The sequence below is a fragment of the Neoroseomonas alkaliterrae genome (genome assembly GCF_014199195.1).
GTDB lineage: Bacteria > Pseudomonadota > Alphaproteobacteria > Acetobacterales > Acetobacteraceae > Neoroseomonas > Neoroseomonas alkaliterrae.
In genome coordinates this window covers 376,124-401,850 of the sequence record NZ_JACIJE010000003.1, presented here as the reverse complement: position 1 = coordinate 401,850, position 25,727 = coordinate 376,124, and the positions used below count along the sequence as shown (strand labels likewise).

Genomic DNA, 25,727 nt, shown 5'->3' with positions numbered 1-25,727 from the left:
GAGGCGGGGCATGGACAAGCGCATCCCCGCGGTGATCGGCATCGCCGCCCTTGCCGCGGTGCCGCAGCTCGGCCTCGGCAACTACCACCTGCACTTGCTGATCACCGTGCTGATCTGGGGCTTCGTCTACACGAGCTGGTCGGTCATGGGCCGCTTCGGCATGGTCTCGCTCGGCCACGGCGCGTTCCTCGGCGTCGGCGCCTATGTCGTGACCATGCTGTGGAACAGCTACGGCCTCACGCCATGGCTCGGCATCCCGGCCGCGGTCGCGATGTCCATGGTGATGGCGCTGCTGGTCGGCTATCCCTGCTTCCGCTTCCGCATCGTCGGCCACTATTTCGCGCTGGTCACGCTCGCGCTGGGCGAGGTCGTGCGCCTGACCATCGTCGGCCTGCGCGACCAGACGGGCGGCTCGCTCGGCATGACCGTCACCGCGGTGCCCGACGGGACCTCGCTCCTCGCGCTGCAGTTCGGCGAGCGCACCGTGTTCTTCTATGTCGCGCTTCTCGTCTGGCTGTTCGGCCTCTGGGTCTGGCGGGTCGTGGACCGGTCCATGCTCCGCTACGCGCTGGAGGCCTCCTCGGAGGATGAGGACGCCGCCGCCTCGGTCGGCGTCAACGTCACCCGCGCCAAGCTCGCGATCACCATGCTGAGTGCGGCGATGACGACGCTCGGCGGCGCGCTCTACGCGCAGTACCAGATGTACATCAACCCCGAGACGGTCTCGGGCATCGGCATATCGCTGCAGATCGTCTTCGCCGTCATCGCGGGCGGTCTGTTCACGCAGCTGGGGCCGACGGTGGGGGCGATGTTCACCCTGCTTCTGGCCGAGACGCTGCGCGTCTCCTTCGGCCATGACATCCACGGGCTGGACGGCACGGTCTATGGGCTGCTGCTCGTGCTTTTCATCATCTACATGCCGAAGGGGATCACCGGCTCGCTGGCGGCGCTGCTCACGCGGGGCCGCGCCGAGCCGGGCGCGCCTGCCGCCGGCCTCGCGCCGTCCCGCTGAGGGCGCGCGGCGATGGGCGCGCTGACGGGACGGCTGGCGCTGGTCACCGGCGGCAATGGCGGGCTCGGGCAGCGCATCTGCCATGCGCTCGCGCGCGAGGGCGCCGACATCGCCGTGATGTGCGCGCGCAGCCGCGACCAGGCCGAAGCCGTCGCCCGCGACCTTGCCGGTGCGCACGGCGTCCAGGCCGCGGCCTTCGCCTGCGACATCACCGACGGCGCGGCGGTCGAGGCTCTGGTCCGCGACGTGACGGCCCGCTTCGGCCGCCTCGACATCCTGGTGAACGACGCCGCCACGAATGTCGCGATCCCCTTCCAGGACCTCGACAGCCTGACGATGGAGGTCTGGGACCGCATCCTGGCGGTGAACCTGACCGGGCCGATGCGGCTGACCAAGGCCGTGGCGCCGCTCATGAAGGCCGGGGGCTGGGGGCGGATCGTGAACATCGCCTCGGTCGCCGGTCTCGGCCCCAGCGGCTCCTCCATCGCCTATGCCGTGTCCAAGGCGGGGCTGATCCATCTGACGCGCTGCATGGCGGTCGCGCTCGCGCCCGAGGTGCTGGTGAACTGCGTCGCGCCCGGCCTGCTCGAGGGCACGCGCGCCACCGCCAATCTCCGCCCCGAGCAGATCGAGCGTTCCGCCGCGACCGCGCTGCTCAAGAAGCCCGCCGACAAGGACGACTGCGCGGAGATGGTCGCGACCATGTGCCGGACCTCCACCATGACCGGGCAGACGGTGGTGATCGACGCCGGCCGCGTCTTCCACTGAAGCCCGCCTCGGCAGGGTCTCCGCGCGGCGGGCCGACCATGGCCACGCCACCCACGGGGCAGACGGGCGGCATGCCCCGCCCTTCGCCCGCGGCGATGGCCTGCGTCCGACCGGCGATTCCCGTCCGGCGCATGCCTGCCCCTGCGCGGCAGCCCCTTTCCCTGGCGCGCGTCCGGCGGCATGGATTTTCTCCATGACCCACGCATCCGAGCAGGATCAGCGCCTCGACCGCCGCGCCAGGGCGAACCTGCTGCTCCTGGCTGCCTGCCAGGCGCTCGGCCAGGCGTGCAACACCATGATGTTCGCGGCGACGGCGCTCTCGATCATCACCTTCTACCCGGACCGGCACCTCGCCACCCTGCCGGTCACGCTGCAGCACCTCGGCATCATGCTCTGGGTCTTTCCCGCCGCGCTGCTGATGCAGCGCCAGGGGCGGCGTTTCGGCTTCCGCGTCGGCTCCGTCTTCGGCATGGCGGGCGCGGCCATCGTCGGCAGCGGGCTCTACTTCGCGAGCTTCATCACCATGTGCCTGGGCGGGCTCGTGCTCGGCTATGCGGTCGCCTGTCTCCACCAGTATCGCTTCGCGGCGGTGGAGCTGGTCCCGGCGCCCTACCGGGCCAAGGCCATCTCCTGGGTCACCGCGGGCGGCGTCGTCGCGGGCATCATCGGCCCGAGCCTCGTGCGCTGGACGCACGACCAATGGGTGCCGATCTACCTCGCGACCTATGCGGCGATGTTCCTGCTGCACGCGGCGGTCTTCGTGCTGCTCTCCTTCATCCGCTTCCCCGCCGCCAGCGCCGCCGCCGCCACCGCAGCGGGCGCCGCGAAGCCGCCGGAGCCGCCGCGCCCGCTGCTGCGCATCGCCGCCCAGCCGCGTTTCGTCGCCGCGGTGGTCTCGGGCATGCTGGCCTTCGGCGTCATGTCCTTCCTGATGAGCGCCTCGCCGCTCGCCATCGTCGCCTGCGGCCTGCCGCATACCGAGGCGCACTGGGTCATCTTCATGCATGTGATGGGCATGTTCGTGCCCGCCTTCTTCACCGGCAACCTGATCGCGCGCTACGGCACGACGCCGGTGATGACGGCCGGCATCGCGCTGCTGCTGGGCGGCGTCGCGGCGGGGCTGTCCGGCCTCACGGACTGGCATTTCCGTATTGCGCTGACGCTGAACGGCATCGGCTGGAACTTCCTCTTCGTCGGCGCGACGACGCTGGTGACCACCTGCTACCGCCCGAACGAGCGCGGCAAGGTGCAGGCGCTGAACGACTTCCTGGTCTTCGGCACCACCGCGGCGGCGAGCTTCCTCGCCGGCTACCTGCAGGCCCGCCTGGGCTGGTTCATGCTGAACTGGTTCTCGCTGGTGCTGCTCGCCGTCGCCGCGGCCGCCGTGGCGTGGCTGTGGCAGCAGGACCGCGGGGCGCGCGCCGCGCAGGCCTGACGGGTCCGTCCTACGGCTTGGGAGACGCGGCCCGCCCGAAGCCGCCCCGCGACGGCGGCGCGTTCGCGCGATGTCAGCGCCCCGCGACCGTGCCTGAGAACCGCGACGGCGAGGCGGATGCGACGCGGGCCTTGCCGTCGCCGAACGCAGCGGCGTCAGGGATGGGCGATCTCCTCCGCGTGCCCCCGCCTGGCGGGGAGCGGCAGCGGCGTCAGGCCCATCTCCAGGCTGCGGGCGATGCGGCGGGCGCGTTCGAGCATGTGCTCGGCCCCCTCGGGCGGGAAATGCGCGCGCGCGGTGCGCTCGAACAGCGCGAGCCAGGCCGCGAAATGCTCCGGCCCGAGCCTGAGCGGCATGTGCGCGCGCATCGGCTGGCCGTGATAGCGCCCGGTCATCAACGCCACCGAGGACCAGAACTCCGTCAAGGTGGCGATGTGGCGCTCCCAGTCCGCAACACCCGCGAAGGCGGGACCAAGGACCGGATCCCGCCGGGCGGCGCCGTAGAAGGCGCGCAGGAACCGCTCCAGCGCGGCCTCCGTCAGGCCGGTGCGCTCCATGATCGCCGCGGTGATGGCTGCGCGGCGCTCGGGGCCTTCGGGGATGGCGGGGGAGGGCTGCATTCTGGTATCTCCCATACGAATTCGATAATCCCGCGAATTCGCATCGTCAATACCAATTGAGCGGAGGTCCGCCTTGCGCCTCCTCGCCGCCACCGACTTCGCCCTGCGCGTGCTGATGCGCCTCGGCGCCGAACCGGACCGCCGCCGCAGCACGGAGGACCTCGCGCGCGATGTCGGCGTGCCGCGCAACCACCTCCACAAGATCGTGCAGGACATGGCGGAGGCCGGCTTCGTGCGGACCTGGCGCGGTGCGGGCGGCGGCGTCGCGCTGGCGATGCCGCCCGGCGCGATCAGCATCGGCGCGGTGGTGCGCCGCTTCGAGGCGGGGCAGGCGCTCGTCGAATGCTTCCGCCCCGATGGCGGCGCCTGCTGCCTCTCGCCCGAATGCCGGCTGCGCGGCGTGCTCGCGCAGGCGCGCGAAGCCTTCCTCGCGCGCCTCGACGCCACCACCCTCGCGGATTGCGTGGCGGTGCCTGCCGCCTGAGCGCGGCCCGTGCTATCGCCCGGCGAGGCTGGAGGACAGGAATGGCCGGGACACTCGCAGGCAAGGTCGCGCTCGTGACGGGCGCGGGGAAGAACATCGGGCGCGCCATCGCGCTCACCCTGGCGCGGGACGGGGCGAAGGTCGTCGTCAACGGGCGCTCGGATACGGAGGCGCTCGAGGCCGTGGCGGCCGAGATCCGCGCCGGCGGCGGCGAGGCCCTGGTGCAGCGCGCCGATGTCTCGGAGGAGACGGCGGTCGCGGCGATGGCGGCCGAGGTGGCGGCGCGGCTCGGCGGCGTGGACATCCTGGTCTGCAATGCGGGGCTGCGGCGACAGACGCCGTTCCTCGAGATGTCCTTCGCCGAATGGCGGGAGATCCTCTCCGTCGCGCTCGACGGCGCCTTCCTCCTCGCGCGCGCCTTCGCGCCGCAGATGGCCGCGCGGGGCGGCGGGGCGATCGTCGCGCTCTCGGGCATCTCGACGCATCTCGGCACGCCCAACCGCGCCCATGTCTCGGCCTCGAAATCGGGCCTCGAGGGGCTGATCCGCGCGCTTGCCGTGGAACTCGCCCCGCTCGGCATCCGCGCCAACTGCGTCGCGCCCGGCGCGGTGGACACCGCGCGCGGCGCGAGCGCCGGCGCCATGCCGCAGAGCCTCGGCCGCGACGAGGGCATCCCGCTCCGCCGCAAGGCGAGCGTGCAGGAGATCGCCGACGTGGTGCGCCTGCTCGCCGGCCCCGAGGGCGGCTACGTGACCGGCCAGACCATCCATGTGAATGGCGGGGCCTTCCTGACCTGACCTCCGCGCGCTTGGATTGTCCGGATCGCTGGGCTACACGCGGTCACCGGCCGCGCGTGGCGCCGCAGCGCCGGGCATCCTGCTCCCGGCGCCGTCGGGCGCGCCGGTGCAGCCGCAGCAATCCTCCGCGATGGACGTGACCGAGGCTGTCGAGGACGGGCTGCTCCGCAGCTACCGCGTCCGCATTCCCGCCGCGCAGGTCATCGCCTTGCGCGACCGGCGCCTCGCCGAGATCGCCGGGACCGTTCCCATGCCGGGCTTCCGCCCGGGCGAGGCGCCCTGGCCGGCGGTGCTGCAGCGCTACGGCGCGTCGGTCCTGTCCGAGGTGATCGAGCAGCAGGTCGCCGAGGCCGCCGCGCGCCTGATCGCCGAGCGCGGCCTGACGCCCGCCCAGCAGCCGCGCATCGCCGTCGAATCCTTCGCCGAGGATCGCGGCCTCCTCTTCCGCGTGACCTTCGAGGCGCTTCCCGCGATCAGCCTGCCCGAACTGCCGCGCCTGAGCCTCGAACGCCTGCGCGCCGAGCCTGGCGAGGCCGACATCGCCGCCGCGCTCGCGGCGCTCGCCGCCGAGCATGGCACCTTCGAGGAGGTGGCGCCGCGACCCGCCGCCCCGGGCGATACGCTGCTGTGCGACATCGTCGGCCGGCTGCCGCCGGACCTGCTGCCGAACGGTCCGGGCCGCGGCGCCCAGGCCGGCATGCCCGGCCTGCCGCCCACGACATGGACGCTCGACTGCTCGGCCGGGCTGGTGCGGGAGATCCTCTCCACCGGGGCCGAGGATGGCCGCCCCTTCTTCGACCTTGCGCTGCGCGGCACCGCGCAGGCGGGCGGGCATCTGCGCGTGTTCTTCGCGCCGGCGGATGCGGTGCGGGCCGGGCCGGGCGAGGCGATGTCGGTCTGCGTCCATGCGCGCGCCATCGCCGGCGCGCTGCCGGCGGGCGCCTCGCTCCGCCTCGGCTTCAACGAGCGCTCGGCGACCGGCCTCCTGCGCGCCTCGCGCGCCATGCTGGCCTTCGGCACGGCGGAACTGTGCGCGAGCCTGAGGCTGTGCGACGACCCCGCACTCGCCCATGCGCGCCCGCTGCTCGAGATCGCCTTCGCCGCGGCCGCGCCGGTGGATCTCGTGCTGCGGATCGGGCCCGCGCGCGTCTTCGGCGGCGCCGAGGAGCCCGATGCGCCCGTCTTTCCGGGCGGCACCTTCCAGCGCCTCGACGTGCCCGTCGGGGGCGAGGCCATCGCCCCCGGCTTCACCCGGCAGCTCGTCGGCATCACGCCCGGGGAGACGCGCGAGCTCGATCTCGTCTATCCCGCCGAGCACCCCGCGCCGGAACTCGCCGGGCAGCGCGCGCGCTTTGCCGTCACCGCGCTCGCCATCCGGCAGCGCCGCCCGCGGCCGGTGGATGACGCGCTGGCCCGCAGCCTCGGCCATGCCGACCGCGCCGCGCTGGAGGCGGCGGTGCTCGCGCGCCTGCGCCGGGACTGCGAGGCGCGCGCGCGCGCCCTGCTCAGGCGAGCGGTGCTCGATGCGCTGGCTTCGATCGCGCGCTTCGCCGTGCCGTCGGGACTGGTGGAGGCGGAGTTCCGCCGCATCTGGTCGCGACGGGACGCCGAGCGCCGCGCCGGCCGCGAAGCGCCCGGCGAAGCGGGCAGGCCCGAGGCCGCGCTGCGCGCCGAGTATCGCGCCGTCGCGGAGCGCCGCGTGCGCCTGCGCCTGCTGCTGGCCGAGATCGCGCGCGCCGAAGGTCTCACGGTCAGCGAGGAGGAACTCGCCCGCGCCATCCGCCGGGAGGCGGCGCGCCATCCCGGCCAGGAGGACCGGGTGCTCGAGCACTTCCGCCGCACGCCGGCGGCGGTGGATGCGCTGCGCGCCCCGCTGCTGGAGCAGAAGGTGGTGGAGCTGATGCTCGCGCGCGCGCCGCAATCTCCGAGCGCCTCGTCAGCCCGGCCGAGCTGCTGCGCGGCTGATGCCGCGCGATCGCGCCATTGTCCGGCACGCGACGCGGCAGGCGGAGGGTGGCCCCCGCGCGTGGCTCCGTCAGCCGGCCTCGGCGAGGAGCGCGCCGAGGTCCAGCCGCTTGGTGTGCATCGCGAGCCTGCCCGCGGCGTCGCGCGGCCATTCGGCCTCGGGGCGGTCGCGGTAGAGTTCCACCCCGTTGCCGTCCGGGTCGCGGAGATAGAGCGCCTCAGACACCCCGTGGTCCGAGGCGCCTTCCAGCGGCCAGCCGGCATCGAGCAGGCGCTTCAGCGCCGCGGCCAGCGCCGCGCGGCTGGGGTAGAGGAGCGCCACGTGGAACAGCCCGGTCGTGCCCGGCGGCGGCCAGGCCCCGCCCTTGCTCTCCCATGTGTTGAGCGCGATGTGGTGGTGGTAGCCGCCGGCCGAGAGGAACACCGCCTGATCGCCGTAGCGCTGCTGCTCCTCGAGGCCGATCACGTCGCGCCAGAAGCCGAGCGCGCGCTCGATATCCGCCACCTTGAGGTGGACATGGCCGATGCGGGTGCCGGGGTGGATCGCGGCGGCGGTGCGTTCGGGGCTGGTGTCGGGCATGGCTGGGACCTCCATGCCGGCTGATGTGCGCGCAAGCGCGCGGCGGCGCCAATGGGTTCGCGGCATCATCGTCATTCGCCGCGCCCATGCCCGGCGCCGTCCGCGAGGCCGCGCCATGGGCCACCGCGATCGCGCACCGGGCCCGGCGGCCGGGCCGCGCGCGAAGGCGAGGCACCGCGCATGGCGGGCACGGACTGATCCCCTTTCCGTCGCGCCTCTCACCGACGGGAGGGGCGGGCCGGGCGGCCGCGCGACGTCAAAGGCTGATGCCCCGCCGACAAGGGCCTCGCCCATGTCCGCCGGGCGTCAGCGCATGACAGAGGCTCGCGCTCGGTGCGGGCGGGGCGCGGCCTCGCCGCGCCTCACTGGCAGGCGAGGCATTCCTCGTAGTTGTTGGCGTTGCCGGCCGGCTGCGCCGCCGCGGCGAGCGGGATCTGCACCGGGGCCGCGTCGTTCGCGGCGGCGCCGAGCGCGACCTGCGGGGCGACCTTCTCGCTGATCGTGTCGGCGCGCTGGATCGAGAGCGAGCGGCAGTAGTAGAGCGACTTCACGCCCTTCTTCCACGCCATCATGTGGATCTGGTGCAGGTCGCGCTTGTGGACGTTGGCCGGCAGGAAGAGGTTCACCGACTGCGACTGGCAGATATAGGGCGTGCGGTCGGCCGCGTGCTCGATCACCCAGCGCTGGTCGAGCTCGAAGGCGGTCTTGAACACGGCCTTCTCCTGCTCGGTCAGGAAGTCGAGGTGCTGCACCGAGCCCTTGGTCACGGTGATCGAGGTCCAGGTCTCCTCGTCGTCGCGCCCGTGCTTCTCCAGCACCTTCTGCAGATACGGGTTGCGCACGATGAACGAGCCCGAGAGCGTCTTGTGGTTGTAGACATTGGCCGCGATCGGCTCGATTCCCGGGCTCGCGCCGCCGCAGATGATGGAGATCGAGGCCGTCGGCGCGATCGCCATCTTGTTGGAGAAGCGCTCCATGATGCCGTACTCGGCGGCATCGGGGCACGGGCCCCGCTCCTCGGCCAGCATCCGGGAGGCCGCGTCGGCCTGCTCGCGGATGTGCTTGAACATCCGCTTGTTCCACACCTTCGCGACGACGGACTCGAAGGGCACGTTCATCTTCTGCAGGAAGGAGTGGAAGCCCATCACGCCGAGGCCGACCGAGCGCTCGCGCATGGCGGAATACTTCGCCCGCGCCATCGAATCGGGGGCGGTGTCGATGAAGGACTGCAGCACGTTGTCGAGGAAGCGCATGACATCCGGGATGAAGTCCGGATTGTCCTTCCACTCGAACCAGGTCTCGCAGTTGAGCGAGGAGAGGCAGCACACCGCCGTCCGCTCCTGCCCGTGGTGGTCGAGGCCGGTGGGCAGCGTGATCTCGGAGCAGAGGTTGGAGGTCTTGACCTCGAGCCCGGCGAGCTTGTGGTGCTCGGGCTGCGCGCGGTTCACGTGGTCGGAGAAGATGATGTAGGGCTCGCCGGTCTCGATCCGCGCCGTCAGGATGCGGATCCAGAGGCTGCGCGCGGAGACCTTGCGCATCACCGCCCCGTCCTTGGGCGAGAGCAGGGCCCATTCCTCGTCGTTCTCCACCGCGCGCATGAAGGCGTCGGGGATCAGGATGCCGTGATGGAGGTTGAGCGCCTTGCGGTTCGGGTCGCCGCCCGTGGGGCGGCGCATCTCGAGGAACTCCTCGATCTCCGGATGGTGCACCGGCAGGTAGCAGGCCGCCGAGCCGCGCCGCAGCGAGCCCTGGGAGATGGCGAGCGTCAGGCTGTCCATCACCCGGATGAAGGGGATGACGCCCGAGGTCTTGCCGTTCTTGCCGACCTTCTCGCCGATGCCGCGCAGGTTGCCCCAGTAGGAGCCGATGCCGCCCCCCTTGGCCGCGAGCCAGACATTCTCGTTCCACAGCCCGACGATCCCCTCGAGGCTGTCGGAGGCCTCGTTCAGGAAGCAGGAGATGGGCAGGCCGCGGGTCGTGCCGCCATTGGAGAGCACGGGCGTCGCCGGCATGAACCACAGGCGGGAGATGTAATCGTAGATTCTCTGGGCATGGGCGGCGTCGTCGCCGTAGGCCGAGGCCACCCGGGCGAAGAGGTCCTGATACGATTCGCCGGGCAGCAGGTAGCGGTCGTCGAGCGTCGCCTTGCCGAAATCGGTCAGCAGCGCGTCGCGCGAGCGGTCCACGCGGACCTGGCCATGGCCTTCAAGCTGAACGGCATCGAACACGGTCAACCACCCCCCGGAACTGCAAAATCCCCTGAGCCCGCATCCTGCCGTCGCCCGGGCATGGATCACAAGATGTAGTCTTGCCACACTCGGCGCAACACCAGATCAGGTGGGCAAGAGACCTCTTGCCAAGACCCGCCCGGCCGTTTCAGCCGGCCTCAAGTTCCCGTTTCGTTCATGATTCCGCGACCCGCCGCGCCGGGCAAGCCCGCGGTTTTCCACAGCCCGCGGGCCCGCCGGGCGCCGCCCATCCGTCTTGCGCCCCATCAAGATGCGGGGGCAGGGTCGGGCGCTAAGGTTTTTCATCACAGCGCCAAACACGGGAGTCGGGCGATGCCGTTCAAGGACATCCTGGTCCATCTCGATGCCACGCCCCAGTCGGGCAGCCGGCTCGATGTCGCCGTCAGCCTCGCGCAGCGCCACGGGGCGCATCTGAGCGCGCTGCATGTCGTGGACCTCGCCATCCCGCTCTTCGCCAGCGGCGATCCCGGCGGCGGCGCGGCGATGGCGCAGATCATGACCCAGGTGCGGAACGAGGCCCTGGCAAGCGCCGCCGCCATCGAGGCCGGCTTCCGCGACCGCATGCGGCGCGAGGGGATCGCGGGCGAATGGCGCCAGGCCGAGGGGCCGCTCGCCGAAACCATCGCGCTGCACGCCCGCTACGCCGACCTCGCCATCATCGGCCAGGACGATCCCGACGCGGCGCAGCCCGGCGCGACGGGGCTCGCGGGCGATGTGCTCTTCGCTGCCGGGCGGCCGGTGCTCGTCGTGCCCTATGCCGGGCATTTCGCCGAGATCGGTAGGCGCGTCCTGGTCGGCTGGAATGCCAGCCGCGAGGCCGCGCGCGCGGTCAACGACGCGCTGCCGCTGCTCACCGCGGCCGAGACGGTGCATGTGCTCGCCGCCAATCCGCACCGCGGGCCGGACGGGCATGGCGACGTGCCCGGGGCGGACATCGCGCTGCATCTCGCCCGCCACGGGGTGAAGGTCACGGCCGAGCATCGCGTTGCGCCCGACATCCCGAACGCCGCCGACCTGCTGCTGAACGAGGCGGCGGACATGTCGGCGGACCTGCTCGTGGTCGGCGCCTATGGCCATTCGCGGCTGCGCGAGTTCATTCTCGGCGGTGTGACCCGCACGCTGATGCAGCAGATGACCGTGCCGGTGCTGATGTCCCACTGAATCGCCGCGGGCGGAGGCTCGGCCCGTTCGCGGCTCCGGGCCCGCGACCTGTGGCGGTCCGCCGCCATGCCCGCCCGCATGGCATCCGACCGATGCGGGCCGCGCCGGTCGGGGGCGGCTCAGTTCCGCTGCGCCAGCCGCCGCCCCGCGATGTAGCCCCAGGTCATGTTCGGCCCGATCGTGGTGCCGGTGCCCACATTGCGGGTGCCGATCGGGTTCGCCATCGCAAGGCCCGCGGCGAAGAGGCCGGGGATGACGCTGCCGTCCGGGCGCAGAACCTCGGCATGCTCGTTGGTCCGCGCGCCGCCCTTGGTGCCGAGGATCGAGCGGCTGAAGGGCATGGCGAGGAAGGGCGGCGTCGCGATCGGCTCGATGCCCGCGCGGCGGCGGCGGTCGGCCGCAGCGGCGGGGTCGGGCCGGGCGGGGCGGCCGAAATCCGCGTCGTGGCCCGCCTCCGCCGCGGCGTTGAAACGGGCGAGGCTCGCCGCCAGCGCCACGGCCGGCACCCCGATCAGCCCGGCCAGCGCCGCGATGTCCGGGGCCCGGCGCAGCCAGGACGGGTCGGCCTTCGCCGCCCAGCGCACCGGCGGGACGCGATCGAGCATCCGCGCATCGGTGATGATCCAGGCGGGAAGATGCAGCGGCTCGCCGCTGGCCGGGTTCCGCGCGTCCAGCGCCTCGCCGATGTTGAAGGTGAGTTCGTTGACGAAGCGCAGCCCGTGACGGTTCACCAGCATGGCGTTGGGCTCGGTGTGGAAGGGCACCGGCTGAGCCAGGATACGGCCCTCGTAGCGCGTCGGGACCGAGGGCGTGATGGTCGCCTGGTCCATGCGCTCGAGCGCGGCGCCGGCGGCGGCGGCCATGCGCTGGCCGTCCCCCTCATGCGCCGCCGGGCTGCCGCGGTAGTCGAGCGGGCCGGGGAAATGGCGCGCCATCAGCGCGGCATCCCATTCGAAGCCGCCGGTCGCGAGCACCACGCCGCGCCGCGCCGTCCAGGCCTCGCGTGCGCCGTTGCGTTCGACGGTCGCGCCCGTCACCGCGCCGTCGGCATCCTGCGTGAGCGCCACGGCGCGGGCGTTCAGCAGCACCTCGACCCCGGCATCGAGGCAGCCGCGCAGCAGGCCCGTGACCAGCGCCGTGCCCTTGCCTCGGGTGTTGGTGAGCAGCCGCCAGAGCAGCCGCGGCCAGAGCGCCAGCGCCGTCCGGTAGGGGCGGTGATAGAGGTCGGTCGTCACCGCCTCGTGGTAGGTGAAGATCTCGGGGATGGTGGAGCGGCGGATGCGGAAGGCGAAGCGCCCGGCCCGCCAGCGGCTGAGCGGCAGGGGCGAGAGCATCCGCCCGCGCGCCTTGGCCCCGGGCAGGTCGCGCAGCGGGTCGGGCTCGGGCGTCAGCGCGAAGCGCAGCGGCGTCTCGGCCTCGACGAAGCGCAGCATCTCGGGGGCGGCGGCGACGAAGGCGCGCCACAGCGCGTCCTCGGCCTCGGCCCAGCCCTCTGGCGCGGCGGCGCGGATATAGGCGAGCGCCTCCTCCGCGCTGTCGGCGATGCCGGCGGCGGCGGCGTGGTGGTTGGCGGGGATCCAGGTGCCGGCCCCGGACATCGCCGTGGTGCCGCCCAGGCGGTCGGTCTTCTCCAGCACCGTGACCGAGAGGCCGCGCCGCGCCGCCGTCAGCGCCGCCACCAGCCCGGCCGAGCCCGAGCCCAGCACCAGCACATCCGTCCGCATGGCGGCCTCATGCCGCGCGGCGGCGGGCCGGGCAAGCGGCCGGGTGCCACGGCTTGCGTCGCGCAGGCTGCGCCTCGACGCCCGCGCGCGCGGCAGGCTAGCCTCGCGCGAGGCCCGGCAAGGAGATCAGGGCCGCGGGAGGATGGTTCATGCTGAAGCGAAGGCACCTTGCCCTTCTGGGGGCGTCCTCGGTCATCGCGAGCGGCGCGCGCGCCCAGTCGAACTGGCCGGAGCGGCCGGTCCGCGTCATCATCGGCTATCCCGCCGGCGGCCCGACGGATTTCGGCGGCCGGCTGCTGCAGGACCCGCTGAGCCGCCTCTGGGGCCAGCCCATCGTCATCGAGAACCGCGCAGGGGCGAGCCAGATCATCGCCTCCGAGGTGGTCGCGCGCGCCCCGGCCGACGGCTACACGCTGTTCCTCGCCGCCAGCACGCATGCGAGCAACGCGGCCGTCCATGCGCGGCTGCCCTACGACACGCTCAACGACTTCACGCCCATCGTGAACCTCTATGCCTCGCCGACCGTGCTGTTCGTCGGGCGGAACTCGCCCTTCCGCAGCGCGGAGGAGCTGGTGGCGGCGGCGCGGCGGCAGCCGGGGATGAGCTTCGCGACCTCGGGCAATGGCGCCTCCGGGCACTTCGCCACCGAGATGTTCCGCCGCAAGGTCGGCATCGAGGTCACCGTCGTCGCCTTCCGCGGCGCCGCCCCGGCGCTGCAGGAGGTCGTCGCCGGGCGGGTGGAGGCGACCTTCAGCACGCTCTCGGGCGCGATCGGGCTCGCGCGGGACGGGCAGTTGCGCCCGCTCGCCATCGGCGGGCCGCGCCGGGCCGAGGTGCTGCCCGGCGTGCCCACGCTCGACGAACTCGGCATGGGCATACCGGACACCAGCCCCTGGTACGGCTTCATCGGGCCGAAGGGCCTGCCGCGGCCGATCGTGGAGCGCGTCGCGCGCGACGTGATCGGGCTGCTGCAGGACCCGGCCATCGCCCGGCGGATCGTGGACACCGGCGGCGTCATCCTGGCCGAGGGGCCCGAGGCCTTCGACCGGCGCATCCGCGCAGAGCTCGCGGAGAACATGGTGGTTGCGCGCGAGGCGGGCATCCGCGTGGAGTAATACCAGCGGGCGAAGGGTTTGACCTTTCGCCCGCTGGTATGGCGCGCGGGGCTGGTGGGGCGGCCGCGCGCGGAACCAAAACCTAATGCCCTGCGGACAAAGGTCGATCTTTTGTCCGCAGGGCATAAGGCCGGCGGGCGACGGTTCCGACCGTCCGCCCGCTGCGCTCGCGCGCGCGGCCTGGCCGCGAGTCGCCGCGCGCCCCTTGCGGCCTTGCCATGCCCCACAAGATCTAGCGGCGGATGATTGCCGGGGCCACCAGACATGGTAGGTTCCGCGTCCAGCAGCACCGATCCTGGGGGAGTGGCTCATGGCCGATGGCATCGCGACCGACGAACTGCCGGTGAAGTTCGACCTTCTCACCTCCAACCCGGTCTACAAGCCCTTCCGCTACCCCTGGGCCTATGACGCCTGGCTGACCCAGCAGCGCCTGCACTGGCTGCCGGAAGAAGTGCCGATGGCCGATGACGTGAAGGACTGGCAGAAGAACCTGACCGAGGCCGAGCGGAACCTGCTGACGCAGATCTTCCGTTTCTTCACCCAGGCCGATGTCGAGGTGAACAACTGCTACATGAAGCACTATTCCCAGGTGTTCAAGCCGACGGAAGTGCTCATGATGCTGTCGGCCTTCAGCAACATCGAGACGGTGCACATCGCGGCCTACTCCCACCTCCTTGATACCATCGGGATGCCGGAGATCGAGTACACGGCGTTCCTGAAGTACAAGGAGATGAAGGACAAGTACGACTACATGCAGACCTTCTCGGTCGATTCCAAGACCGAGATCGCCAAGACGCTCGCCGCCTTCGGCGCCTTCACCGAGGGGCTGCAGCTCTTCGCCTCCTTCGCGATCCTGATGAACTTCCCGCGCTTCAACAAGATGAAGGGCATGGGGCAGATCGTTTCCTGGTCGGTGCGCGACGAGACGCTGCACTGCCTCTCCGTCATCCGGCTCTTCCGCACCTTCGTGCAGGAGAACCCGGAGATCTGGACCGAGGAGCTGCGCCGCGACCTCTACCTGATCTGCGCGACCATCGTGGAGCACGAGGACGCGTTCATCGACCTCGCCTTCGAGCTCGGCGGCGTGCAGGGCCTCGATGCGGAGCAGACCAAGCGCTACATCCGCTTCATCGCCGACCGGCGGCTGCAGCAGCTCGGCCTCGAGCCGCTCTACCACATCGAGAAGAATCCGCTGCCCTGGCTCGACGAGATGCTGAACGCGGTCGAGCACACCAACTTCTTCGAGAACCGCGCGACCGAATACTCCAAGGCCAGCACCTCCGGCACCTGGGAGGAGGCCTTCGCCGATTCCGTCTTCACCTCGCCCCAGCCCGAGGGCGCGATCGAGGGCGTGCGCCACTGATCCGGCGCGGGCGAAGGGTCTGACCTTTCGCCCCTTCGTCCCGCGGGCGGGGCCGGAGCGGCCGCCATCCGCGGCATGAAGGGCTGATGCCCGCCGCGCGCGGGCTGTCCCGGGCCCGGCTGTTCTCCGCTCCCGGTCCGCCGGACGGCGGCGCCGCCAGACCCGCGCGAACGACCCGGCGCTTAGCCTGCCGGTGCGGTTCGCCGCCGATCCCGGCGGCCGGGGGGCCGCTGCCTTGGGCTGCCGGGTCGGTTCCCGCGCCGCCGCCTCCCTTCACCCCGCCTCGACGACAAGCCGGGGCCGCCGGTCGTGCCAGCCATGCGCCGGGCAGCCTTGCGCGCCGTATCGGGCGGCCCGTATCTGCGCCGCACCATGACCCGCGCCATCCGCATCGTCTCCCTCGTCCTCGTCCTGCTGCTCGGCGGGGTCTGGGCCACGGCCTGGTTCGGCCGCGCGCCGGGAGAATCCGTCGCCGACGCCTTCCTGCGCCGCATCGCCGCGCTGACCGGGGCGGAGATGCCCGCGCCCTCGGCCGGCGGCGTCCAGCTCGCGCAGGGCGTGATGCTCGGCGGGCCCTTCACGCTCGTGGACCATACCGGCCGCACGGTCACCGAGCGCGACTTCGCCGGCCGCCCGCTGCTGGTCTATTTCGGCTTCACCTATTGCCCCGATGTCTGCCCGACCGAGCTCGGGACCATTGCCGCCGCCCTCGACGCCATGGGCCCGGCGGGGGAGCGCGTCACCCCGGTCTTCATCAGCATCGACCCCGAGCGCGACACGCCGGAGGCGATGGCGGACTATGTCTCCCGCTTCCACCCGCGCATGATCGGCCTGACCGGCAGCGCCGAGCAGGTCGCGGCCGCCGCGCGCGCCTATCGCGTGTATTACGCCAAGGTCAGGCCGCGCGATTCGACCGACTACCTGATGGATCACTCCTCATTCATCTATTTCGTGGGACCTGACGGTCGCGTGAGGAGCCTTTTTCGCCCCGAGACCACGCCTGAGGCGATTGCCGCCGCGGTCAGCGCGCAACTTCGCGCTTTATGAGACACGGGGTTCCGCAACCGGCGCCGGATCGGTATTCTCTGCATCGTCCGATCGCGCCGGCCCGGGCGGCCGCGGCGGTCTGGACCGTGGAGGTGGACCATGGCGTTCGATGACCAGGGCAGCGCCGGCGAGAACGGGCGCGGTGCGGCGACCGCGCCGCGCCACACCCGCCGCCTGTCCGACAAGATCCTGATCGCCTTCCACCACGCCTGCGACCAGTCGGATTTCGAGGTGGCCGAGGAACTGCTGCGCATCCTCGAGATGATGCTGACGCGCCGCCCGTCCTCGCCCGACGCCAATCGCCGCAAGAACCTCGAGAGCCTGGTTGCGGCGCATGAGCGGCTGTGGCTGCTGCGCCATCCCGAGGTGAAGGACCAGTAGCGGCGCCTTCGCCGGGATCGGTCTCGGCGGGCTTGGCCGGCCCGATGGTTCGCGCTGCTGCTCCGGTGCGCTGTTCCGATCCGGTCGCGGAGGCCGAGCCATCCGTGTGCCTTGTCGTGCTGGCGCGCGTCCCGCCCTGCCCGCGCATGAGGGCGCGCCGGCGACGATCCCCGCCCAACCATACGTGCCGTCCTCTCCCGGCGGATGGGCGGCCGTGGATGCTGGCAAGCCCCAGGCGACGCCGCCCAGGCCCCGTTCCATGGGCGGCCTGCACCTTGCGCGATGTCGGGGTCCATCGCCTTAGCGCGCCATTCCCGGCGCACTCCGTGGGGTCACGCCTCGCAAGGCCCGGGCCTGACGCTCTATGGAGCAGGGATCGTCTCGCGCCCGCCGGGCATCAGCCGGCCGCCAGCCCCGCGGCGTCCCGCAGGACGGCCTCGGCCTCCGGGGTGAACCCGCCATCCTCCCGATGCAGCACGAAGGCCGGCAGGATCCGCCCGGGTCCCCGCCCGCCCTTGCGGGCGCGCAGCAGGACCCGCTTCGCCTCGGCCCCCGCGCGCGGCGCGAGCGGCAGCAGCACCATGCTGCCGCAGCCCGCCTCCCGCAGCGCCGCGGCGCCGGCATCGAAGCGCGCGGCGGGCAGCACGAGGCTCACCGTGCCGCCCGGCTTCACCCGTGACGCCAGGAAGCGCGCCCAGGCCGCAAGCGCTGCGCCGCCCTCATGGGTTGCGGCCCGGCGCAGGCCCCCCGGCGGCGGCGTGCCGCCCGGCCAGTAGGGCGGGTTGGCGAAGCCGTGGTCGCAGGGCGGCAGGCCGGCCGCCGCGGCCGGGTCGGCGATGTCCGCCTCGACCACATTCGCCGCGCAGCCATTCGCCGCGGCATTGCCGCGGGCGAGCGCCGCCATCGCCGCCTCGCGCTCGACCGCGGTGACCGCAAGCCCCGGCACGCGCGCGGCGAGGCAGAGGAAGGCCGCGCCGCTCCCGCAGCCGGCCTCGATCACCCGCTGACCCTCACGGGCGGGAACGAAGGCGGCGAGCAGCACCGCGTCGAGCCCGGCGCGGAAGCCCCGCTTCGGCTGCCGCAGCAGGACGCGCCCGCCGAGCAGCCGGTCCTCGGTGGTCGCGTCGCTGCCGGGTCCATCCGCCATGGCAACGGGGCCGCTCCCTTGCGGGATGCTCATGCCAAGCGCGCCGCCGGGAAGCGCGCGGCGGCGCGATCGCGCCGCCCGTGCGCGCCGGGGATGCGCCGCGGCATCATGCCTCCGCCTCGCCCGCCTCGGCGAGCACCGCGCGCGCCCGCGCCTCGTCCTCGGTCGCGACGGCGAGGCGCCGGGGGAAGGCGCCGATGCCGCCCTCCACCGCGCTGATATGCGCGTCCAGCACGACCGTCTCGATCCGCGCATCGGCCAGCAGCGCGCGCAGGAAGGACAGCCTGACCGGGTCCGTGGTGATCGCGATGACGCGCATGATTCCCTTGATTTTCCTGCACTTGCCGCCCTGGCGGGCGGTCATTATGGTGCGCGCCGCAAGAGGAGAAGAGCAAGCGTGAGCGCATCGGCCAGGCCGCGCGACACCGCCCCGGGAAAGGCCGAGGACGCGCTCTCCGCGCTCACGGCGCTGGTGCGCGACGACCTGGAGGCCTGCAACCGCGTCATCATCGAGCGGATGCAGAGCGAGGTCGCGCTGATCCCGCAACTCGCCGCGCATATCGTGGCCGCGGGCGGCAAGCGGCTGCGGCCGCTGCTGACGCTCGCCGCCGCGCGGCTCTGCGGCTATCGCGGCCAGCGGCACATCGGGCTCGCCGCCTGCGTCGAGTTCATCCACACCGCGACGCTGCTGCACGACGACGTGGTGGACGAGAGCGCGCTGCGCCGCGGCCAGGCCAGCGCCAACGCGCTGTTCGGCAACAAGCCATCGGTGCTTGTCGGGGACTTCCTGTTCTCCCGCGCCTTCCAGCTCATGACCGCCGATGGCAGCCTCGAGGTGCTGCGCATCCTCTCCGACGCCTCCGCCATCATCGCGGAGGGCGAGGTGCTGCAGCTGATGACGCAGAACGACACCTCGACCACCGAGGCACAGTATCTGCAGGTCATCGAGGGCAAGACCGCAGCGCTCTTCGCCGCCGCGACCGAGGTCGGCGCCGTCGTCGCCGAGCAGCCGCCCGCCGCGCAGGCGCGGCTGCGGGCGTTCGGCATGGCCCTCGGCGTCGCCTTCCAGCTGGTGGACGACGCGCTCGACTACAGCGCCGACCAGGCCGCGCTGGGCAAGACGGTCGGGGACGATTTCCGCGAGGGCAAGATCACGCTGCCCGTCCTGCTCGCCTTCGCGCGCGGCGACGAGGCCGAGCGCGCCTTCTGGCGACGTACGCTCGAGGAGCGGGAGCAGACCGAGGCCGATCTCGCCGAGGCGCAGGCGCTGATGCGGCGGCACGGCGCGCTTGCCGACACCATCGCCCGTGCGCGGCTCTATGGCGACCAGGCGCAGGCGGCGCTCGCCCCCTTCCCGGACGGGCCGGAGAAGCGCGCCCTCTCGGCGGTGGTGGAATTCTGCATCGAGCGCGCGCGCTGACGCGCCCGCGGCGCCGCGCGTCAGGCGCCGAGTTCGACCAGCGTGATCTCGGGCGGCACGCCGAACCGCACCGGCAGCGTCGAGATGCCGAGCCCGCCCGAGACCACGAGATCGCGCCCGCCTTCGCGCACATGGCCCCAGGCATAGCGGTTGCCGTGGCGCGAGGGCACGCGCGGCGACCAGCCGAGGATCCGCACCTGCCCGCCATGGGTGTGCCCCGCCAGCGTGAGCGCCGCGCGCGGGATGCCGGCGGCGAAGATGTCGGGCTCGTGCGTGAGGAGGATGAGCGGCGCATCCCCCGTGACCTGCCCGAGCAGGCGCGGCAGGTCCGCCGCACCGCGCCCGACGCCGAGGGCCCAGGAACTCTCGAGCCCGCCGAGGATCACCGGCCCCGCGCGCAGCACGGTGTTGCGCAGCACCGGGATGCCGGCCGCCTCCAGCGCCCGCGTGACCGCCGGCACGGCGCCGCGGCCGCGCATCATCGCCTCGCCGTCCTCCCACCAGTCGTGGTTGCCGTTGACCGCGAAGACGCCGAGGCGCGCGCGCAGCGCGCCGAGCCGGCGCGCGACATCGGCATGCGGCAGCACGCGCGCGACGAAGCGCGAGGACGGCCCGAGATCCCCGAGCACCACGGCGATGTCCGGCGCCAGCGCATTGGCGGCCGCGACGATGCGTTCGATCCGCGCCTCGTCCATCAGCGGCGCGCCCGCGTGCAGGTCGGCCAGCGCCACGATCCTGAGCAGCAGCCCGGCGGGCCAGCCCGCAGGCGTGAGGCGATGGCGCTGGACCACGAGGCGCCAATGCGGCTCGATGCCGAAGCCCCAGGCGGCAAGCCCCGCCCCGCCCGCGGCCATCGCCCCGGCCCCGATCAGCATGCCGCGCCGCCCGATCATGGGCGGAAGGCAGCACGCCATCGTGGCGCGAGGGCGGCGCGATGCGGCGCGGCCCTCACAGCGCCTGCGGTGGCCTGAAGCGGCCTTCCTTCGCGAGGTCCGCCGCCCGCCAAAGATACCAGGCGGCGGTGGTGCGGTAGGGGGCCCAGGCGAGGCCGATCTCCGCCAGCGCCTTCGGCCGCGGCTGTTCCGGCAGGCCGGCGGCGAGGCGATAGCCCTCCCGCACGCCGAAATCGTCCACCGGCAGCACGTCCGGCCGCCCCAGGGTGAAGATCAGCAGCATCTCGACCGTCCAGCGCCCGACGCCGCGCAACGGCAGGAGGCGCTCGATCAGCGCCTCGTCGCTCAGCCGCCGTGCGGCCGCACGGCTGGGCACGATGCCGGCGGCCGCCTTCTCGGCGATGTCGCGGATGGCGAGCACCTTGTTGGCCGAGAGCCCGCAGCCGCGCATCGTCTCGGGGCTGAGGGCGAGAACGGCCTCCGGCGCGGGGAAGCCGGGGCCGGGGCAGCAGGCGAGGAAGCGGCCGAGGATGGCCTCCGCAGCGCGGCCATGGACCTGCTGGTGGGCGATGGCGCGCACCAGCGCCTCGTAGGGCTGGCGGCGCGCCGGCTTCAGCGTGCAAGGGCCGACCTGCCGGATCACGCGCTTCAGCGCCGGGTCCCGGCGCAGGTGGCTGAGCGCCTCCGGCGTGCCGAGGCTCATCGGAACACGAGGTGCGGCAGCGTCAGCGAGATCGCCGGCACATAGGTGATGGTCAGCAGGCAGGCGATGATGACGAGGATGAAGACGCCGAGGTAGCGCATCATCGCCTCCACCCCGCAGCCCGCGACCTGCGCCGCGGCGAAGAGGTTCACGCCAAAGGGCGGCGTGATCATGCCGAGGGCGAGGTTCACCACCATGATCGTGCCGAAATGCACCCCGTCCACGCCGACGCGCTGGGCGGCCTCCTGCAGGATCGGCGCGAGCACGATGATCGAGGCCGAGGTCTCGACGAACATGCCGACGACGAAGAGGAAGGCGTTGACCACGAGCAGGTAGAGCCCGGCGCTGTCGAAGGAGGTGGCGAGCCAGGCGGCGGCGGCGTCCGGCACGCCTTGGCGGTTCAGCAGCCAGGAGAACACCGCCGCGCAGGCGATGATGAACAGGATCACCGCGCTGCTGATGACCGACTTGCGGAAGATGGGCAGCAGGTCGCGCAGCCCGATCTCGCGGTGGATGAAGATGCCGACGATCAGGGCATAGACCACGGCGACGACCGAGGCCTCGGTCGGCGTGGTGATGCCGCCGTAGATGCCGCCGAGCACGACCACCGGCATCACCAGCGCGAAGCCGGCCTGCCGCGTCGCGGCCAGGAAGCCGAGGCGCCCGACCCCGTCCTGCTTGCCCCAGCCCTTGATGCGGCACCAGACGAGCACGGTCGCGATCAGCGCGCCGCCGATCAGGATGCCGGGCCCGAAGCCCGCGATGAACATCTCCGGGATCGAGACCTGCGTCGTCACGCCGTAGAGGATCATCGGGATCGAGGGCGGGATGACGACGCCGAGCTCGGCCGAGGTGGCCTGCAGCGCCGCCGCGAAGCCCACCGGGTAGCCCGCGCGCACCAGCGCGGGGATCATGATGGCGCCGATCGCGAAGGTGGTGGCGACGGAGCTGCCGCTGATGGCCGCGAAGATCATGCAGGTGACCACGCAGGTCGCGGGCAGCCCGCCCTGGATGCCGCCGACGATCGAGCGCGCGAACTCCACGAGGCGGCGGGAGATGCCGCCCACCTCCATCAGGTTGCCCGCGAGGATGAAGAAGGGGATGGCCGCGAGCGGGAACTTGTCCAGCGCGACGAAGAGCTGCTGCGCGGCGACGATCAGCGGGAAGTTCGTGTAGCCGGCGATGCCGACGATCGCGGCGATGCCGATGCCGATGGCGACCGGGACGCTGATGGCGAAGAGCACCAGCATCACCGTGAGCATGGTCCCGCTCATGTCGCGTTCTCCAGCTCGGACACACGCCGGTCGAGGAAATGCGCGACCGCGCCGATCATCGCGAAGACCGCGCCGACCGGAATGGCGGCGTAGCCCCAGGACATCGAGACCTCGAGTCCCGCCATCTCCTGGAACTTCACCCGCTCGGCCATCATCCAGCCGAACCAGAACATCACCCCCAGCATGGAGAGCACGGCGGCGAGGGAGGCCGCCTCCAGCGCGCGCCGCAGCGCGCCGCTCGTGTAGCGGTGGGCGACGTCGATCGAGACGAGCGCGCCCGCGCGCAGCGCGACCGCGACGCCGATGAAGGCCATCCAGATCAGCGCCGTGCGCACCAGCGCCTCGGACCAGATGGAGGGGGTGTTGGTGGCGAAGCGCGCGACGACCTGCCAGGCGCCGGCCGCGACCGCGAGGATCAGGGCGAAGCTCGCGACCAGCGTCGCGACGCCGGTCGCGTAGCGGTCGAGCACCAGCACGGCGCGCCGGATCGCGGCCCGCGCGCCATCGCCCGAGCCCGCCCAGAGCGCGAGGCCGACCGTGGCGAGCGTGGCCGCCCCGGTGACCTGCAGCGGCAGCAGGTTCATCGCATTCATCGCATCCCCCAGGGATTCGCGCGGCGCGGCTGCCAGCCCCGCCGCGCGGTCAGGCCGGCCTCAGTTCGGCCGCCAGTCGCGGATGCGCCGCAGCAGGGCGGCATCCATGGTGCGCTCCCACTCGGCGAAGGCCGGCGCCAGAGCCTGCTGGAAGGCGGCGGTGTCCACCTGCGTGACCACCGTCATGCCGCGGCGACGCAGTTCCTCGACGCCGTTCGTGTCGTCCGCGGTGACGCGCGCGCGGTTCGCCTGCTGCGCGGCCCGCGCCGCCTCCATGAACAGCGCCCGGTCGGCCGCGGAGAGGCGCTGCACCGTGGCCGGATTGCAGATCATGACCGAGGGCGAATAGACGTGGTTGGTCAGCGTCATGAAGCGCTGCACCTGGTTCAGGTTGTTGCCCAGGATGACCGAGATCGGATTCTCCTGCCCGTCCACCGTGCCCTGCTGCAGCGCCGGAACCAGTTCGCTGAAGGCCATCGGTGTGGGCAGCGCGCCCAGTTCGCGGAAGGCGCGCATGTGCACCTGGTTCTCCATGGTGCGCAGCTTGAGGCCGCGCACATCGGCGGGGTTGTTCACCTCGCGCCGCGAGTTGGTCAGGTGGCGGAAGCCGTTCTCGGTCCAGATCACGCCGTAGAGGCCGCGCGCCTGGAAGCGGGCGAGGACCTGCTGGCCGATCTCGGAATCGAGCACGCCGCGCGCATGGGCGGCGTCGCGGAAGAGGAAGGGCACGTCGAAGATGCGGACTTCCGGCACGAAGTTGCCGACCGGTCCGGTGGAGGTGAAGGTGCAGTCGATGGTGCCGATCTGCACGCTCTCGATCATCTCGCGCTCGTTGTCGTTGCGCTGCGTGACGACCCGGTAGCGCCCGCCGGTCAGCCGCTCGAAGGCTTCCTTGAAGGCCGCCGCGCCGGCGCCGGTGTGGCTGTTGACCGGCAGCGCGTGCTGGACGGTGATGGTGGGCTGCGCCAGGGCGGGTGCTGCGGCAAGCGGCGCCGCGAAAGCAGCGGCGAGCGCCAGCCGTCGGGTCATGGTCATGGTGTCGTGTTCCCTCCGTGTTGATTGGGGGGCGCAGTTAGCCGGGCGCCGGCGCCGCTGGCAATCGTGCCTGCGGTGCCGGGCCCTCTGTGCCTCGTTGTTGTGCGGAACGCCGCGATTATGGCCAGGAAGCCGGGATCAGTTCGGCCGCCAGTCGCGGATGCGGCGCAGCAGGGCGCCGTCGAGCTCGCGCTCATACTGCTGGAAGGCGGCGGCGAGGGCGGTCTGGAAGGCGGCGGTGTCCACCTGCGTCACCACCTGCATGCCGCGGCGGCGCAGCTCCTCGACGCCCGAGGCCTCGTCGGCGCTCACCTTCTCGCGGTTGGCGCGCTGCGCGGCGCGGGCGGCTTCCTGGAAATGCGCGCGGTCGGCGGCCGAGAGGCGGCCGAGCGTGCCCGGGTTGCAGATCAGCACGGCCGGCGAATAGACGTGGCCGGTCAGCGTCAGGAAGCGCTGCACCTGGTTGAGGTTGTTGGCCACGATCACCGGGATCGGGTTCTCCTGCCCGTCCACCGTGCCCTGCTGCAGCGCCGGGACCAGTTCGCTGAAGGCCATCGGCGTCGGCAGCGCGCCGAGCGTCTGGAAGGCGCGCATGTGCACCTGGTTCTCCATCGTGCGCACCTTCAGCCCGCGCACATCGGCGGGGCTGTTCACCTCCCGCCGCGAGTTGGTGAGGTGGCGGAAGCCGTTCTCCATCCAGATCACGCCGGCGAGGCCGCGGGCGCTGAACTGCTGGAGGAGCCCCTGGCCGATCTCGCTGTCGAGAACGCCGCGGGCATGGGGGTAGTCGCGGAACAGGAAGGGCACGTCCACCACGCGCACGGCGGGAACGAAGTTGCCCACCGGCCCGGTCGAGGTGATGGTGCAGTCGATCGTGCCGATCTGCACGCTCTCGATCATCTCGCGCTCGTTGTCGTTGCGCTGCACGGTCACGCGCAGGCGGTTGTTCGTCAGCCGCTCGAGCGTTTCCTTGAACGCGGCCGCGCCGGCACCGTAATGGCTGGTGGCGGGCAGCGCGTGCTGGAGCGTGATCGTGGTCTGCGCGAGCGCGGGCCCCGCCGCCAGCGGGGCGGCGAGCGCGGCGGCGAGGGCAAGCCGGCGGGTCATGGTCATGGGCGTTGATCCTCCGTTCGGGGGTTGCGCGGGAGATAGCGGCCCCTTGCGCGGACGGCAACGCCGCCGGCATCGGGGTGGGGTTGCCTGCCCGCCCTCCCGCCTGATATCCCCACCACAAAAGAAAGCCGGGCAAGCCAGCCGCTGACGAGGCCGCCGCCCGATGCTCGAACTCCTGCCCGAATGGCTCCAGCCGCTTGCGATGGTGCTGTTCATCGATGTCGTCCTGGCCGGCGACAATGCCGTGGTGGTCGGAATGGCTGCGGCGGGCCTGCCGGATGACCAGCGGCGCCGGGCCATCATCTGGGGCATCGGCGCGGCCACCGTCCTGCGCATCGCCTTCGCTTCCGTCACCGTCCAGCTGCTCCAGGTCGTCGGCATCGTGCTCGCGGGCGGCGTGCTGCTGCTCTGGGTCTGCTGGAAGATGTACCGCGAACTGCGAGAGGGCGGCGGCCACGACGAGGCGGAGGCCGCCGCGCCGGATGGCGAGGCGGATGCGGCGGCCGCGCCGCGCAAGACCCTGCGGCAGGCCATCACGCAGATCGTGGTCGCCGATGTCTCCATGAGCCTCGACAACGTGCTCGCGGTGGCCGGCGCGGCGAAGGAGCATCCGATCATCCTCGCCATCGGCCTTGCCATCTCGGTGGTGCTGATGGGCGTGGCGGCGAGCTTCATCGCCCGGCTGCTCGACCAGCACCGCTGGATCGGCTGGTTCGGGCTGCTCATCATCCTCTATGTCGCTCTGAAGATGATCTACGAGGGCACGCATCAGGTCGCCCATGCGGTGCCGGAGGCCTATGCCTACCTGTTCCTGCCCCTCGGCTTCCTGGTGCCGGCGATCGCGGGCG

The 25,727-nt window shown here is 72.3% G+C and carries 23 protein-coding genes and 2 pseudogenes; 13 read left to right on the top strand and 12 right to left on the bottom strand.

Going from position 1 to position 25,727, the window contains the following annotated elements; genetic code table 11:
* The first annotated feature begins 10 nt into the window (after nt 1–10).
* The 3 genes from FHS88_RS07930 to FHS88_RS07920 all read left to right on the top strand — a co-directional run bounded on the left by FHS88_RS07930 (nt 11) and on the right by FHS88_RS07920 (nt 3,215).
* Nucleotides 11–1,012 (top strand): branched-chain amino acid ABC transporter permease, encoded by a 1,002-nt coding sequence (locus FHS88_RS07930; RefSeq protein WP_184483293.1) that lies wholly within the window; start codon nt 11–13, stop codon nt 1,010–1,012.
* A 12-nt stretch (nt 1,013–1,024) separates the two neighbouring features.
* Nucleotides 1,025–1,780 (top strand): SDR family NAD(P)-dependent oxidoreductase, encoded by a 756-nt coding sequence (locus FHS88_RS07925; RefSeq protein WP_184483291.1) that lies wholly within the window; start codon nt 1,025–1,027, stop codon nt 1,778–1,780.
* A 193-nt stretch (nt 1,781–1,973) separates the two neighbouring features.
* The gene (locus FHS88_RS07920) at nt 1,974–3,215 is read left to right on the top strand and encodes an MFS transporter (protein ID WP_184483289.1); all 1,242 of its coding nucleotides are present in this window, start codon (nt 1,974–1,976) and stop codon (nt 3,213–3,215) included.
* A gap of 155 nt (nt 3,216–3,370) precedes the next feature.
* Here the strand turns inward: FHS88_RS07920 and FHS88_RS07915 are convergent, their stop codons facing one another.
* Nucleotides 3,371–3,835, bottom strand: a complete 465-nt coding sequence (locus FHS88_RS07915; RefSeq protein ID WP_184483287.1) for a group III truncated hemoglobin — start codon at nt 3,833–3,835, stop codon at nt 3,371–3,373.
* Nucleotides 3,836–3,908: 73 nt separating this feature from the next.
* Here FHS88_RS07915 and FHS88_RS07910 point away from each other — a divergent pair, with 73 nt between their 5' ends.
* From FHS88_RS07910 to FHS88_RS07900, 3 genes and pseudogenes are all read left to right on the top strand, one after another.
* Nucleotides 3,909–4,319, top strand: coding sequence for an RrF2 family transcriptional regulator (locus FHS88_RS07910; RefSeq protein ID WP_184483285.1), 411 nt, complete (start codon nt 3,909–3,911; stop codon nt 4,317–4,319).
* A gap of 41 nt (nt 4,320–4,360) precedes the next feature.
* Entirely contained in the window at nt 4,361–5,116 is a 756-nt protein-coding gene (locus FHS88_RS07905; protein ID WP_184483283.1) for an SDR family NAD(P)-dependent oxidoreductase, read from the top strand.
* A 130-nt stretch (nt 5,117–5,246) separates the two neighbouring features.
* Nucleotides 5,247–7,010 (top strand): annotated as a pseudogene (locus FHS88_RS07900) (trigger factor); the annotation flags it as partial.
* Between the two features lie 141 nt (nt 7,011–7,151).
* Here FHS88_RS07900 and FHS88_RS21275 read toward each other — a convergent pair.
* The gene (locus FHS88_RS21275) at nt 7,152–7,661 is read right to left on the bottom strand and encodes a VOC family protein (protein WP_408902356.1); all 510 of its coding nucleotides are present in this window, start codon (nt 7,659–7,661) and stop codon (nt 7,152–7,154) included.
* 362 nt (nt 7,662–8,023) lie between these two features.
* Complete coding sequence (locus FHS88_RS07895) at nt 8,024–9,889, bottom strand: ribonucleoside-diphosphate reductase subunit alpha (RefSeq protein WP_184483278.1); 1,866 nt, start codon at nt 9,887–9,889, stop codon at nt 8,024–8,026.
* 333 nt (nt 9,890–10,222) lie between these two features.
* Here FHS88_RS07895 and FHS88_RS07890 point away from each other — a divergent pair, with 333 nt between their 5' ends.
* Entirely contained in the window at nt 10,223–11,071 is an 849-nt protein-coding gene (locus FHS88_RS07890; protein ID WP_184483276.1) for a universal stress protein, read from the top strand.
* A 119-nt stretch (nt 11,072–11,190) separates the two neighbouring features.
* Here FHS88_RS07890 and FHS88_RS07885 read toward each other — a convergent pair whose 3' ends face one another.
* Nucleotides 11,191–12,795 carry an FAD-dependent oxidoreductase gene (locus tag FHS88_RS07885; protein WP_184483274.1) on the bottom strand — a complete coding sequence of 535 codons (1,605 nt, stop codon included), beginning with the start codon at nt 12,793–12,795 and terminating at the stop codon, nt 11,191–11,193.
* Between the two features lie 149 nt (nt 12,796–12,944).
* Here FHS88_RS07885 and FHS88_RS07880 point away from each other — a divergent pair, with 149 nt between their 5' ends.
* The 4 genes from FHS88_RS07880 (at nt 12,945) to FHS88_RS07865 (ending at nt 16,701) form a co-directional block, all read left to right on the top strand.
* Nucleotides 12,945–13,910, top strand: a complete 966-nt coding sequence (locus FHS88_RS07880; RefSeq protein WP_184483272.1) for a Bug family tripartite tricarboxylate transporter substrate binding protein — start codon at nt 12,945–12,947, stop codon at nt 13,908–13,910.
* Between the two features lie 310 nt (nt 13,911–14,220).
* The gene (locus FHS88_RS07875; RefSeq protein ID WP_184483270.1) at nt 14,221–15,273 is read left to right on the top strand and encodes a ribonucleotide-diphosphate reductase subunit beta; all 1,053 of its coding nucleotides are present in this window, start codon (nt 14,221–14,223) and stop codon (nt 15,271–15,273) included.
* A gap of 372 nt (nt 15,274–15,645) precedes the next feature.
* Nucleotides 15,646–16,320 (top strand): SCO family protein, encoded by a 675-nt coding sequence (locus FHS88_RS07870; RefSeq protein WP_184483268.1) that lies wholly within the window; start codon nt 15,646–15,648, stop codon nt 16,318–16,320.
* Between the two features lie 99 nt (nt 16,321–16,419).
* The gene (locus FHS88_RS07865; protein ID WP_184483266.1) at nt 16,420–16,701 is read left to right on the top strand and encodes a hypothetical protein; all 282 of its coding nucleotides are present in this window, start codon (nt 16,420–16,422) and stop codon (nt 16,699–16,701) included.
* A 397-nt stretch (nt 16,702–17,098) separates the two neighbouring features.
* On the opposite strand, the gene FHS88_RS07860 is transcribed toward FHS88_RS07865, so the two are convergent.
* Together FHS88_RS07860 and FHS88_RS07855 are read right to left on the bottom strand one after the other, a co-directional pair.
* Nucleotides 17,099–17,848 carry a tRNA1(Val) (adenine(37)-N6)-methyltransferase gene (locus tag FHS88_RS07860; protein WP_184483264.1) on the bottom strand — a complete coding sequence of 250 codons (750 nt, stop codon included), beginning with the start codon at nt 17,846–17,848 and terminating at the stop codon, nt 17,099–17,101.
* Nucleotides 17,849–17,954: 106 nt separating this feature from the next.
* Nucleotides 17,955–18,167, bottom strand: a complete 213-nt coding sequence (locus FHS88_RS07855) for a putative signal transducing protein (RefSeq protein ID WP_184483262.1) — start codon at nt 18,165–18,167, stop codon at nt 17,955–17,957.
* A 78-nt stretch (nt 18,168–18,245) separates the two neighbouring features.
* Between FHS88_RS07855 and FHS88_RS07850 the strand changes: the two genes are divergently transcribed.
* Nucleotides 18,246–19,268 carry a polyprenyl synthetase family protein gene (locus FHS88_RS07850; protein WP_338146463.1) on the top strand — a complete coding sequence of 341 codons (1,023 nt, stop codon included), beginning with the start codon at nt 18,246–18,248 and terminating at the stop codon, nt 19,266–19,268.
* A gap of 20 nt (nt 19,269–19,288) precedes the next feature.
* On the opposite strand, the gene FHS88_RS07845 is transcribed toward FHS88_RS07850, so the two are convergent.
* From FHS88_RS07845 to FHS88_RS07820, 6 genes are all read right to left on the bottom strand, one after another.
* Entirely contained in the window at nt 19,289–20,143 is an 855-nt protein-coding gene (locus FHS88_RS07845; protein ID WP_211842646.1) for a metallophosphoesterase, read from the bottom strand.
* A gap of 73 nt (nt 20,144–20,216) precedes the next feature.
* A complete protein-coding gene (locus FHS88_RS07840) occupies nt 20,217–20,864 on the bottom strand; it encodes a DNA-3-methyladenine glycosylase family protein (protein ID WP_184483258.1) in 648 nt (215 codons plus the stop codon).
* Nucleotides 20,861–22,138 carry a TRAP transporter large permease gene (locus FHS88_RS07835; RefSeq protein ID WP_184483256.1) on the bottom strand — a complete coding sequence of 426 codons (1,278 nt, stop codon included), beginning with the start codon at nt 22,136–22,138 and terminating at the stop codon, nt 20,861–20,863. The genes FHS88_RS07840 and FHS88_RS07835 overlap by 4 nt, the downstream gene beginning before the upstream one ends.
* Nucleotides 22,135–22,722, bottom strand: a complete 588-nt coding sequence (locus tag FHS88_RS07830) for a TRAP transporter small permease (RefSeq protein ID WP_184483254.1) — start codon at nt 22,720–22,722, stop codon at nt 22,135–22,137. The genes FHS88_RS07835 and FHS88_RS07830 overlap by 4 nt, the downstream gene beginning before the upstream one ends.
* Nucleotides 22,723–22,791: 69 nt before the next feature.
* Complete coding sequence (locus FHS88_RS07825) at nt 22,792–23,766, bottom strand: DctP family TRAP transporter solute-binding subunit (RefSeq protein ID WP_184483252.1); 975 nt, start codon at nt 23,764–23,766, stop codon at nt 22,792–22,794.
* Nucleotides 23,767–23,904: 138 nt separating this feature from the next.
* Nucleotides 23,905–24,879 carry a DctP family TRAP transporter solute-binding subunit gene (locus FHS88_RS07820; protein ID WP_184483250.1) on the bottom strand — a complete coding sequence of 325 codons (975 nt, stop codon included), beginning with the start codon at nt 24,877–24,879 and terminating at the stop codon, nt 23,905–23,907.
* Nucleotides 24,880–25,042: 163 nt separating this feature from the next.
* Here FHS88_RS07820 and FHS88_RS07815 point away from each other — a divergent pair.
* Nucleotides 25,043–25,657, top strand: a pseudogene (locus FHS88_RS07815) (TerC family protein); the annotation flags it as partial.
* Between the last annotated feature and the right edge of the window lie 70 nt (nt 25,658–25,727).

Bases quoted from the DNA above. Each gene is read 5' to 3' on its own strand.
- FHS88_RS07830 (WP_184483254.1), bottom strand. From the start codon at position 22,722: ATGAACCTGCTGCCGCTGCAGGTCACCGGGGCGGCCACGCTCGCCACG.
- FHS88_RS07880 (WP_184483272.1), top strand. From the start codon at position 12,945: ATGCTGAAGCGAAGGCACCTTGCCCTTCTGGGGGCGTCCTCGGTCATC.
- FHS88_RS07845 (WP_211842646.1), bottom strand. From the start codon at position 20,143: ATGCTGATCGGGGCCGGGGCGATGGCCGCGGGCGGGGCGGGGCTTGCC.
- FHS88_RS07855 (WP_184483262.1), bottom strand. From the start codon at position 18,167: ATGCGCGTCATCGCGATCACCACGGACCCGGTCAGGCTGTCCTTCCTG.
- FHS88_RS07905 (WP_184483283.1), top strand. From the start codon at position 4,361: ATGGCCGGGACACTCGCAGGCAAGGTCGCGCTCGTGACGGGCGCGGGG.
- FHS88_RS07835 (WP_184483256.1), bottom strand. From the start codon at position 22,138: ATGAGCGGGACCATGCTCACGGTGATGCTGGTGCTCTTCGCCATCAGC.
- FHS88_RS07870 (WP_184483268.1), top strand. From the start codon at position 15,646: ATGACCCGCGCCATCCGCATCGTCTCCCTCGTCCTCGTCCTGCTGCTC.
- FHS88_RS07885 (WP_184483274.1), bottom strand. From the start codon at position 12,795: ATGCGGACGGATGTGCTGGTGCTGGGCTCGGGCTCGGCCGGGCTGGTG.
- FHS88_RS07820 (WP_184483250.1), bottom strand. From the start codon at position 24,879: ATGACCATGACCCGCCGGCTTGCCCTCGCCGCCGCGCTCGCCGCCCCG.
- FHS88_RS07920 (WP_184483289.1), top strand. From the start codon at position 1,974: ATGACCCACGCATCCGAGCAGGATCAGCGCCTCGACCGCCGCGCCAGG.
- FHS88_RS07840 (WP_184483258.1), bottom strand. From the start codon at position 20,864: ATGAGCCTCGGCACGCCGGAGGCGCTCAGCCACCTGCGCCGGGACCCG.
- FHS88_RS07860 (WP_184483264.1), bottom strand. From the start codon at position 17,848: ATGGCGGATGGACCCGGCAGCGACGCGACCACCGAGGACCGGCTGCTC.
- FHS88_RS07925 (WP_184483291.1), top strand. From the start codon at position 1,025: ATGGGCGCGCTGACGGGACGGCTGGCGCTGGTCACCGGCGGCAATGGC.
- FHS88_RS07915 (WP_184483287.1), bottom strand. From the start codon at position 3,835: ATGCAGCCCTCCCCCGCCATCCCCGAAGGCCCCGAGCGCCGCGCAGCC.
- FHS88_RS07930 (WP_184483293.1), top strand. From the start codon at position 11: ATGGACAAGCGCATCCCCGCGGTGATCGGCATCGCCGCCCTTGCCGCG.
- FHS88_RS07875 (WP_184483270.1), top strand. From the start codon at position 14,221: ATGGCCGATGGCATCGCGACCGACGAACTGCCGGTGAAGTTCGACCTT.
- FHS88_RS07890 (WP_184483276.1), top strand. From the start codon at position 10,223: ATGCCGTTCAAGGACATCCTGGTCCATCTCGATGCCACGCCCCAGTCG.
- FHS88_RS07825 (WP_184483252.1), bottom strand. From the start codon at position 23,766: ATGACCATGACCCGACGGCTGGCGCTCGCCGCTGCTTTCGCGGCGCCG.
- FHS88_RS21275 (WP_408902356.1), bottom strand. From the start codon at position 7,661: ATGCCCGACACCAGCCCCGAACGCACCGCCGCCGCGATCCACCCCGGC.
- FHS88_RS07865 (WP_184483266.1), top strand. From the start codon at position 16,420: ATGGCGTTCGATGACCAGGGCAGCGCCGGCGAGAACGGGCGCGGTGCG.